We start from the raw sequence: 9383 nt of genomic DNA, 5'->3' as shown, positions 1-9383 counted from the left end.
CGTGAGGGGGCGGGGTGAACGGGCGGAGGGTCAGGTGGGGTACTCGCCCTTGCGGACGACGAGCTGGCCGGCGTCGGAGGCGACGCCGAAGGCGGCCGGGATCGGTTCGTTCTTCATGTAGAGGCGGTCGGCGACGCGGCGCGGCAGCGGGTAGTACTCGAACGTGCCGTGCACCGTGCCGTCGGCGGCCATCGGGCGGGGCAGGAACTTGGCGACCGAGACGAGCCGGTAGTCCTCGCGGCCGTAGGAGTCCACGATCGCGATCTCGCTGATCTTGCGGGTGCCGTCGGCGTGCCGGGTGAGCTGGACGAGGACGTCCAGCGCGCTGTTGATCTGGTCCTTGATCGCCACGAACGGGATCTCGACCTCGGACATCGACGCCAGCGTCTGCAGCCGCATCAGCGCGTCCTCGGCGCTGTTGGCGTGCACGGTGGCCAGCGAGCCGTCGTGGCCCGTGGACATCGCCTGCAGCATGTCCAGGGTCTCGCCGCCGCGCACCTCGCCGACGATGATCCGGTCCGGGCGCATCCGCAGGGAGTTGCGCACCAGGTCGCGGATGGTGATCCGGCCCTTGCCCTCGACGTTGGCGGGGCGCGCCTCCAGGGTGATGACGTGCGTCTGCTGGAGCTGGAGCTCCGCGGAGTCCTCGATGGTGATGATGCGTTCGCCCTCGGGGATCAGCCCGGAGAGCGCGTTGAGCAGCGTGGTCTTGCCGGAGCCGGTCGCGCCGGAGACGACGATGTTGAACTTCGCCCGCACCAGGCCGGCGAGCAGCATCAGCATGTGCTCGTCCAGCGAGCCGAGGCCGATCATCTCGTGGAGGGTGTAGGAGCGGGGGAAGCGGCGGATGGTGAGCGTGGCGCCGGACAGCGCGAGCGGCGGGATGATGACGTTGACCCGCTCGCCGGAGGGCAGCCGGGCGTCGACCATCGGGTTCGTCTCGTCCACCCGGCGGTTGACCGTGGAGACGATGCGCTCGATGGTCTGCATCAGCTGCTCGTTGGAGGCGAACCGCAGCGGCAGCAGCTCGACCTTGCCGGCCCGCTCGACGAAGATCTGGTCGGGCCCGTTCACCATGATCTCGGTGACCGAGGCGTCCTCCAGGAGCGGTTCGAGGATGCCCAGGCCCAGCGCCTCGTCGACGACGCGCCGGATGAGCATGGCGCGCTCGTGCGTGGACAGGACCGGGCCCTCGCGGCTGATGATGTGGCCCAGTACGCGTTCCAGCCGGGCCCGCCGCTCGGCGGCGGCCAGCGAGGACATCTCCGCGAGGTCGATCTCCTCCAGCAGCTTGCCGCGGTAGACGGCGACGAGGTGATTCTCCTCCTGCTGCCCGTTGGGGGCCTCGGGAGCGTTGATGCGCGCCCTCAGGCTCATGGTCCGGACTCCTTCGTACGCGGCATGGTGACGGTCTTCTCGGTGGCGCCGAGGTCGTCGACGAACGGGATGATCGAGGGGATGCGTACCGTGGCGGTCACCGTCACCGCGCCCGGTCCCCCGGAGCCCGGCGAGAAGGTGGCCCCCTTGGCGAGCCAGCCGCTCATCGCCGCCCGCCCGGCGGCGTCCGGGCTGATCTCCGGCTCGTCCAGCCCCGCGGTGCGGGCCGCGGCGCGCGCTCCCGTACCGGTCTGCTGGATCGCGTACGCCGCGATGCCGAACTGGACCAGCGCCAGGCCCACCAGGATCAGCACCGGCAGCATGCCGACGAACTCGACGACCGTCTGGCCCCGGTCGGCCCGCCGCCGTGTACATGGCCCCATGGCTCAGTCCTCCTTCACGGCGGCGGCCTCGCCGGTGACCCGGAAGGGAAAGGAGAGCGAGCCGGGGAAGAGGACGGGCACCTTGAGGGCGACCTCGGCCTTCACCAGGCCGGGCGCGGGCGTGCAGGAGACCGCGGCACCCGCGCGCCAGCTCGCGCCCAGGTCCTCCGTACCGCCGCGCTCACAGGCCCCCGGACCGCCCGAACTGCCCGCGCGGGCCGCCCGGTCCGCGGCGTTTCCGGCCAGCGTGTACGTGAAACCGACCAGCGCGCACTGCCACAGCAGCACCAGGGTGGTCACGATGAGCGGCAGCATGCCGAGGAACTCCACCGCGACCTGCCCCCGGTCCTCCCGCATCCGCCGCACGCGCCGCGCGACACGTACCCGCCAGGGCGTCATCGGTCAGCCCTCCCCGCCTGGTCTGTCCGCGGCCGCGCCGCCGCGGCCCTCGCGGCGGCGGCGGAAGCCGATCGAGCCCCGGTCGTTGCGGTACTTGCCCCGCCTGCTCCGGCCGTGCCCCACCGGACCGTCCTCCGACCCGCGGCCGAGGCCCAGTTCGCCGGCCAGCGCCCACATCGCCTGCTTGACCTGGCCCCGGTCGTCCAGGTCCTGCATCCGGCCCGCGTCGACCGCGGGCTGCAGCTCCTTGAAGCCCGCGGGCACGGCCGTACGAGCCACGCGGGTGCCGACGATCCGCTCGACCAGCGGCGGCTGGATCTCGGTGGTACGGGTGTGCCGGTTGACCACCGCCAGGGTGTCCTCGGCCTTGCGCACCTGGAGCCGGTCCCACATCCGTACGGTGCGCTTGGCCGCCCGTACCGTGACCACGTCCGGCGTGACGACCAGCAGCGCGGCGTCGGCCATCTCCACCGCCGCGGCGTTCGCGCCGGTCAGCTGGGACCCGCAGTCCACGATCACCACGTGGTACCGGCCGCGCAGCGCGCCGATGACCTGCCGGGTGGTCCGCTCGTCCACCTCCTCGCCGCGCTCCCCCTCCTGCGGCGCGAGCAGCAGCCCCACGCCCGTCTCGTGGTGCAGCACCACGTCCTGGAGGACGCGCGGCGAGATGTCCTTGATGCCGGCCAGGTCGGCGATGGACCGCCGGAACTGCACGTCCAGGTAGGACGCGACGTCGCCGCTCTGGAGGTCCATGTCGACCAGCGCCACGTGCCGGCCCACCGCCCGGGCCGCCAGTGCCAGCTGCACGGCGAGCGTGGTGGTCCCGACGCCGCCCTTGGCGCCGCTGACCGTGATGACCGTGCCGCCGGGCCCCGCCGGCATCCCGGCGTCCGCGCTCAGGTGGCGGCGCACCCCGGCCGCCCAGCTCCCGGTGGCGTGCACACGCGCCGAGAGCTCGTCGTACGACAGGGGCAGGCCGACGACGCCGCGGGCGCCGGAGTCCATGGCGGCGGCGTACACCCCGGAACCGGTGTCGGCGGTTATCAGAATCACCCCGACCGCCGGGAAACGGAGGGCGACCTCGCGGATCAGTTCCAGCGCCGGCACCGGGCCGACGCGCTCGTGGACGAGGACGACCTCCGGCAGGTCGGCGAGCGATTCCTCGGCGAGCTGCGCGAGGGTGTCGAGCAGCAGCGTCGAATTGCCGACGGGCGGCGCCGGCTCGGTGTCCGGCAGCTGGCTCAGCAGCGTCGTCACCGCGCGGGCCGCTTCGGCGTCGCCGACGGCCGGGAGGATTCGTGTGACCATCCGTTACCTCACTTGTCCCCGGCCAGGGTGTAGTCCCGCTGATCGTCCGGGATGGTGGCGTCGCTGCCCGGCGCGACCAGCGCCAGGCGTACGTGAGTGGCGAAGGACTCCGCGTACGCGACGCGCTGCGCGTCCAGCGTCCTGAGCGCGAACGTGATCGGCACGGCCTCGCCGCCGGCGTCGGCCGTCTCGCCCGGCCGGGGCTTGAGCGCGGTGAGCCGGCCGACGTCGATGACCTTGGCGTTGCTGACGATCACCTTGGAGCTGTTGGCGCCGCCGTCCTCTCCCGCGAAGGTGGCGTAGATGTTGACCGAGGAGCCGGGGGTGATCTTGCCGGCCACGCCGGTCGCCGCGTCGATCATGATCGCGATCTCCTGCTGGCCCGGCTTCAGGGCCGGCCGGTCGGCGACCATGTCGGTCTGCAGCAGCGAGCCCTTCCGCAGCGGATTGACCGCGATCCTGCCCACCACCTGGTCCAGGTCGCGCACCGCGGTGCTCGGCAGCCAGCGCTCGGGCACCTGGACCTTCCGGAACTGCCCCTCGCTCAGGACCTTGTACGCGGCGACATCGGTCCGCAGCTCGTACGCGGAGACCTCGGGTCCCACCTTGGACTGCACGTCGCTGATCACCGACAGGACGCCGGCGAAGGCGCCGAATGCGCACAGGACCGACAGGAGCAGCAGGACGATGCCGCGGCGCTGGCGTGAGTTCATGGTTGCGGACTACCTCGTTCAGGGCGATTACGGTGAGCGGGGCGGGGCATGACGCAGGGGTGGTACGGGTGCGGTGGGGCCGTGACCGGCTCGTGTGCCGCCCCGTCGCCGAGTAATCCGTCCATGTGCCCACTGTGGCCGCCGCACCGGATGGCCGCTACCGCGACCGGCCGGACGGTCCGGCTCCGCGCATGGCGGCGGTGCCGGAGGGGCTGGAGTGCTCCGCGGGGAGCACCGGGGCAGCACAGAACGCGCAGCGGTCGCCGATCAGTTCCAGACCGCACCAGGGGCAGGGGAAGCGGTGCACGGAGGCCACGAGCCGGGCGAGTACGGCGGTGTCCGCGATGCCGGCGGCGAACTCGGTCAGCCGGCCGGTCCCCCACCAGCGCGCCGACTCGGCGGGCAGTTCGGCCTGCTGCACGGCCTGGACGGACCACTGACGGGCCAGCGTACGGGGCCACTCGGAGACGAACTGCCCCTGCGCCACGGTCAGGTGGGTGGGGAAGTCGGGACCGGTGAGCCGGGCGCCGTCCGGCCCGAGCATGACCAGCTCCGGGGTCGGGTGGGCCAGCACGGCGAACTGCGAGCCCGGCACCCAGGATCTCGCGTGCGCCTTGAGGCTGACGGGCACGGCGTCGAGGCGGGTCACGCTGTTCAGCAGCGCGCCCGCGTGGATGTAGTACGTGAGAAGCTTCGCGGCCGCGCCGAGCACGCCGGGGCCCACGTCGCACGCCGACAGCTGGCGTAACTGACGCACCAGCAGAGCGACGCCGAGGGGCGGCAATGCGCTACTGATCAACGCGATCCGGTCACTTTCCAGGACGGCACGGAGGGTCTGCAGGCGGCGCACGTGCTCCTGTGGTGCCGCGTGGGAGTGGACCACCAGGACATGGCCGTGCTGCTCCAGGAGGAAGTACATCTGGGACAGCGCGTCGTCCAGCGACTGGCGTTCCGGAGGGCCGAGCACATGCGCGGGGGGCGTCACCCTGTCGGGCGGCGCCAGCACCAGATCAGGGCTGGTGACGGCTATCGCGGTCGGCATGTGTCTGTCCCCGTTTCACCACGTCAGTCGCTCCACAACTTCCCTCGCTGCGGTGTCTTGTCCTGCGCAGACTTTAGCCGCGTCCCGGGCAACAGAAAACACTCCGACGCCTCCGGCGACCGTCACCACAACGCTCTCACGGTAGCCATTCCGGAGATCATTTACCGATCAACGGCGATCTATCCACAGCCATTACTGTTGAATACTGAAGTTTACAAGTCGGCACGTGGTCGGATCCGGACAAGGGACGTGATCAAGCCACAAGTACGGGCATGTGACGACCAGTCACCGCGAACCCGTCCGCAACGACCCGCCCACGAACCGCCATTCCGTACCGATCCGGGCAGCTCCGCGCCCTGTTCGCTCCCAGGGGAATTCCGCTCCCCGCAGCACACACCCGAACAGCACTCAGCCGCAGCGGAATTCGACCCCCTGTCCAGGAAATGACGCCACGAAACGTGATCTGCGCCAATTCCCGTTCCGTCCGGACCCTTGACAGAATTATTGGTCTGGACCACGTTGTAGGGCAGCAACAGGGGCCCCTGAACGCGCACTCCGTAACACCCCCACTCCCCCCACCGGAGGCTGTCGTGGTTCGCGCACGCCCACGCACGTTCACGCTCACAAAGAGACTGCTCGGCGCTCTCGCCGCCGCCGCGCTGACGACCGCCGGACTGACGGCGGCCGGCGCCGTTCCGTCCGCCCAGGCCGCCCCACCTGCGCACGCGGTCACCGGCTACTGGCAGAACTTCGACAACGGCGCCACCGTCCAGAAGCTCGAGGACGTCCCCGACGCCTACGACATCATCGCGGTCGCGTTCGCCGACGCCACCGGCACACCGGGCGAGGTCGACTTCACTCTCGACCCCGCGCTCGGCTATGCCTCGACGGACGACTTCAAAGCGGACATCAAGGCCAAAAAGGCGGCCGGTAAATCCGTGATCATCTCGGTCGGCGGCGAGAAGGGCGCCGTCTCCGTCGCCGACGAGGCTTCCGCGAAGAACTTCGCCGATTCCGTCGGCCGGCTGATGGACGAATACGGCTTCGACGGCGTCGACATCGACCTGGAGAACGGCCTCAATTCCACGTATATGACTCAGGCGCTGAAGTCCCTGCACGCCGCGCACGGCGACCTCGTCGTCACCATGGCGCCGCAGACGGTCGACATGCAGTCGCCGCAGAACGAGTACTTCAAGACCGCGCTCGGCATCAAGGACTTCCTCACGGCCGTCAACATGCAGTACTACAACAGCGGTTCGATGAACGGCTGCGACGGCAAGGTCTACAGCCAGGGCTCGGTGGACTTCCTCACCGCGCTGGCCTGTATCCAACTGGAGAACGGCCTGGACGCATCGCAGGTCGGCATCGGCGTCCCCGCGTCCCCGAAGGCCGCCGGCAGCGGCTACGTCGCGCCGGACGTGGTCAACGCGGCCCTGGACTGCCTCACGAAGGGCACCGGCTGCGGCTCGTTCAAGCCGTCGAAGACCTACCCCGGGCTGCGCGGCGCGATGACCTGGTCGACCAACTGGGACGCGGCGAACGGCAACGCCTTCGCGAACGAGGTCGGCGGGCACGTGCACGACCTGCCGTAGGGCCGCGAACGGGCCCGCCGCCGGCGCTCCCCGGCGGCGGGCCCCTTTCACGCGGTCACTCCCCGGCCGGCTTGGGGAGCGTGCAGCCCTCCCGCCCCAGGTCGAGCTTGTTGCCCGTACCGAAGCACTTCGGGATGGTGTAGGTCTGCTGGGCATAGTTGATGCCCTGCCGGACCGTCACGGTGCCGTTCTCGTCGACCTCGCACGGGTTGTTCATCGTGCACCGGCCGCCGTCCTCGTTACCGGTGTTGTTGACCGCCGCGACCTTGCCGGTGGCCGTGTCGATCACCGGCGAGCCGGACGTGCCGCCGATCGTGTTGCACGCGGAGGTGTAGCGGACCGAGTCCTTCCAGGTCCACTCCCCCTCCTTCAGCTCATGCACGAACCCGTCGATGCTGCACGAGTAGATCTTCTTCCAGTACCCGGAGACGACCTTGATGCCGGCCCCCTGGACGGGGTGCTCGGTCGCCAGCTGCAACGCCTTGATGCCGTACTTCCGCTGGATGTCGGCGTAGGTGGAGGTCAGCTCGTACAGCGAGACGTCGGTGTCCGTCATCGTCGCGTACGCGATCTTGCTCGCCCGCACCGTGCCCTTGTTGCCGCCGGACGCGCTGAGCAGAGTGAAGCTGCGGCTGGACGGCCGGTCGACGAGGACCTCACCCGCCCCCGGCATCCCCGACTCCACACAGTGCCCGTTCGACATGACCAGCGCCTTGTCGGTGTCCGCCGAGTCCGGCATCCGCACCACCGCACCCGAACAGTTGCTGAGCGCCACGGTCCCGGCGAAGTCCACGGCCTTGGCCCGTGGCGCGTCGGCCGCGGCGGGCCCGGCACCCGCTCCGATCAGAGCGGCGCTTCCGAGTACGGCGCTGGCGAGAGCGCCGACGAGAGGTCTGTGCATGTGGGGTCCTCTCCGATATGCGAACCAGAGATTTCACTCTCCGGCGTTGTCATGCACATATTCGGGGCACCGGGGCGCCAAGGCAATGACCGTGCACGGCAATCACCGTGCACGGCCAGAACCTCTTCGGACCACGAGGGGCACTGCTAGACCACGAGGCTCACCAGCGCCGCGACCACGAAGCCCGCGACGGAGAGCACGGACTCCAGGACCGTCCAGGTCTTGAGCGTGTCGCGTTCGGAGATCCCGAAGTACTTCGCGACCATCCAGAACCCGCCGTCATTCACATGCGAGGCGAAGATCGAGCCCGCCGATATGGCCATGATGACCAGGGCCAGATGGGGCTGGGAGAGGTGCTGGGACTCGACCAGGGGGAGGACGATGCCGGCGGTGGTGACGATGGCGACCGTGGCGGAGCCCTGGGCGACGCGGAGGACGACGGAGAGCAGCCAGGCCAGCACGATGACCGGGAGGCCGACGTTCTGGAAGGTGTCGGAGAGGGCGTCGGCGACGCCGCTGCCCTTGAGGACCGCGCCGAAGATTCCGCCGGCGCCGACGACCAGCAGGATGTTGCCGACCGGCTTCAGGGACGCGGTGGAGACCGTCTCCAGGGACTTGCGCGACCAGCCGCGGCGGATGCCGAGGAGGTAGTACGCCAGGATCAGCGCGATGGTCAGGGCCGTGAAGGGGTGACCGAAGAACTCGATGACCGAGCGGCCGGAGGACGGCTGCAGCGCGATGGAGGAGAAGGTCGCGAGGAGGATGAGGATCAGCGGGGTGCCGATGATGGCGAGGACGGTGCCGAGCGGCACGGGCTTCTCGTCGGCGTCGGCGCCGGCCGCCGCCTTCTCCGCGGCGACCGCGGCCTTGGCCTCCTCGGCGGCCTCGACCATGTCGTGCGGGACCGGGACGAAGACGCGCTTGCCGATCCAGGCGGCGTAGCCCCAGGCGGCCAGCACGGCCGGGATACCGCAGACCAGGCCCATCAGGATGACCCAGCCGAGGTCGACCTTGAAGAGGCCGGCGGCGGCGACCGGACCGGGGTGCGGCGGCAGGAAGGCGTGCGTCATCGACAGGCCGGCGAGCAGCGGCATGGCGTACAGGACGATCGACTTGCCGGAGCGCTTGGCGGCGGCGTACACGATCGGCGCGAGGACGAAGATGCCGACGTCGAAGAAGACCGGGATACCGAAGATCAGGCCGGTCAGGCCCATGGCGAGCGGCGCGCGCTTCTCACCGAAGAGGCGGAGCAGGCGGGAGCTGAGTACTTCGGCGCCGCCGGAGACCTCGAGTATGGCGCCGAGCATCGTGCCCAGGCCGATGATGATCGCGACGTGGCCGAGGATGCCGCCCATGCCGCTCTCGATCATCGAGACGACATCGGACTTCTGCACCGTGCCGAAGAGTTCGGTGACGGAGAGCCCGGCGGCCAGGCCGACCGCGATGGAGACGGAGAGCAGCGCGACGAAGGGCTGCAGCCTGACCTTGATGATCAGGACGAGGAGGAGGGCGATGCCGAGGGCCGCGACGGTGAGCAGACCGGCCGTGCCCGGGATCAGGGCGAGCAGGCCGCCGGTGTGGGGTGGAGCCGGTGGGGCGGGGGCCGCGGCAAGGAACTGGAGGGACATGGCGGGACTCCGTTGTCAGGCAGGGGGGTTCCAGGCAGGG

General features: G+C 70.2%; 9 protein-coding genes. 1 reads left to right on the top strand and 8 read right to left on the bottom strand.

What is annotated here, in order from left to right:
- Positions 1–30: 30 nt before the first annotated feature.
- The 6 genes from CCS38_RS34565 to CCS38_RS34540 all read right to left on the bottom strand — a co-directional run bounded on the left by CCS38_RS34565 (position 31) and on the right by CCS38_RS34540 (position 5222).
- Positions 31–1377, bottom strand: coding sequence for a TadA family conjugal transfer-associated ATPase (locus tag CCS38_RS34565; RefSeq protein WP_223737570.1), 1347 nt, complete (start codon positions 1375–1377; stop codon positions 31–33).
- Positions 1374–1760: a TadE family protein gene (locus CCS38_RS34560; protein WP_223737569.1), complete on the bottom strand. Its 387-nt coding sequence runs from the start codon at positions 1758–1760 to the stop codon at positions 1374–1376. Before CCS38_RS34560 ends, CCS38_RS34565 begins: the two co-directional genes overlap by 4 nt.
- A gap of 3 nt (positions 1761–1763) precedes the next feature.
- Entirely contained in the window at positions 1764–2159 is a 396-nt protein-coding gene (locus CCS38_RS34555) for a TadE family protein (protein WP_223737567.1), read from the bottom strand.
- Between the two features lie 3 nt (positions 2160–2162).
- The gene (locus CCS38_RS34550; RefSeq protein ID WP_223737565.1) at positions 2163–3467 is read right to left on the bottom strand and encodes a CpaE/TadZ family protein; all 1305 of its coding nucleotides are present in this window, start codon (positions 3465–3467) and stop codon (positions 2163–2165) included.
- Between the two features lie 8 nt (positions 3468–3475).
- On the bottom strand, positions 3476–4180 hold the full coding sequence (gene cpaB, locus CCS38_RS34545) for a Flp pilus assembly protein CpaB (RefSeq protein WP_223737553.1): 705 nt from the start codon (positions 4178–4180) through the stop codon (positions 3476–3478).
- Between the two features lie 157 nt (positions 4181–4337).
- Positions 4338–5222: a hypothetical protein gene (locus tag CCS38_RS34540; RefSeq protein ID WP_223737551.1), complete on the bottom strand. Its 885-nt coding sequence runs from the start codon at positions 5220–5222 to the stop codon at positions 4338–4340.
- A 590-nt stretch (positions 5223–5812) separates the two neighbouring features.
- On the opposite strand from CCS38_RS34540, the gene CCS38_RS34535 reads away from it, so the two are divergent.
- Positions 5813–6814, top strand: coding sequence for a chitinase (locus CCS38_RS34535; protein WP_223737549.1), 1002 nt, complete (start codon positions 5813–5815; stop codon positions 6812–6814).
- Between the two features lie 55 nt (positions 6815–6869).
- Here the strand turns inward: CCS38_RS34535 and CCS38_RS34530 are convergent, their stop codons facing one another.
- Positions 6870–7715, bottom strand: a complete 846-nt coding sequence (locus CCS38_RS34530) for a S1 family peptidase (protein WP_223737546.1) — start codon at positions 7713–7715, stop codon at positions 6870–6872.
- A 146-nt stretch (positions 7716–7861) separates the two neighbouring features.
- Complete coding sequence (locus CCS38_RS34525) at positions 7862–9343, bottom strand: GntP family permease (protein ID WP_223737545.1); 1482 nt, start codon at positions 9341–9343, stop codon at positions 7862–7864.
- Positions 9344–9383: the final 40 nt, after the last annotated feature.

Source organism: Streptomyces purpurogeneiscleroticus (assembly GCF_020024005.1).
Lineage (GTDB): Bacteria > Actinomycetota > Actinomycetes > Streptomycetales > Streptomycetaceae > Streptomyces > Streptomyces purpurogeneiscleroticus.
Note: the sequence above shows the minus strand (reverse complement) of the source record. Positions and strands in the feature narration are given on the sequence as shown.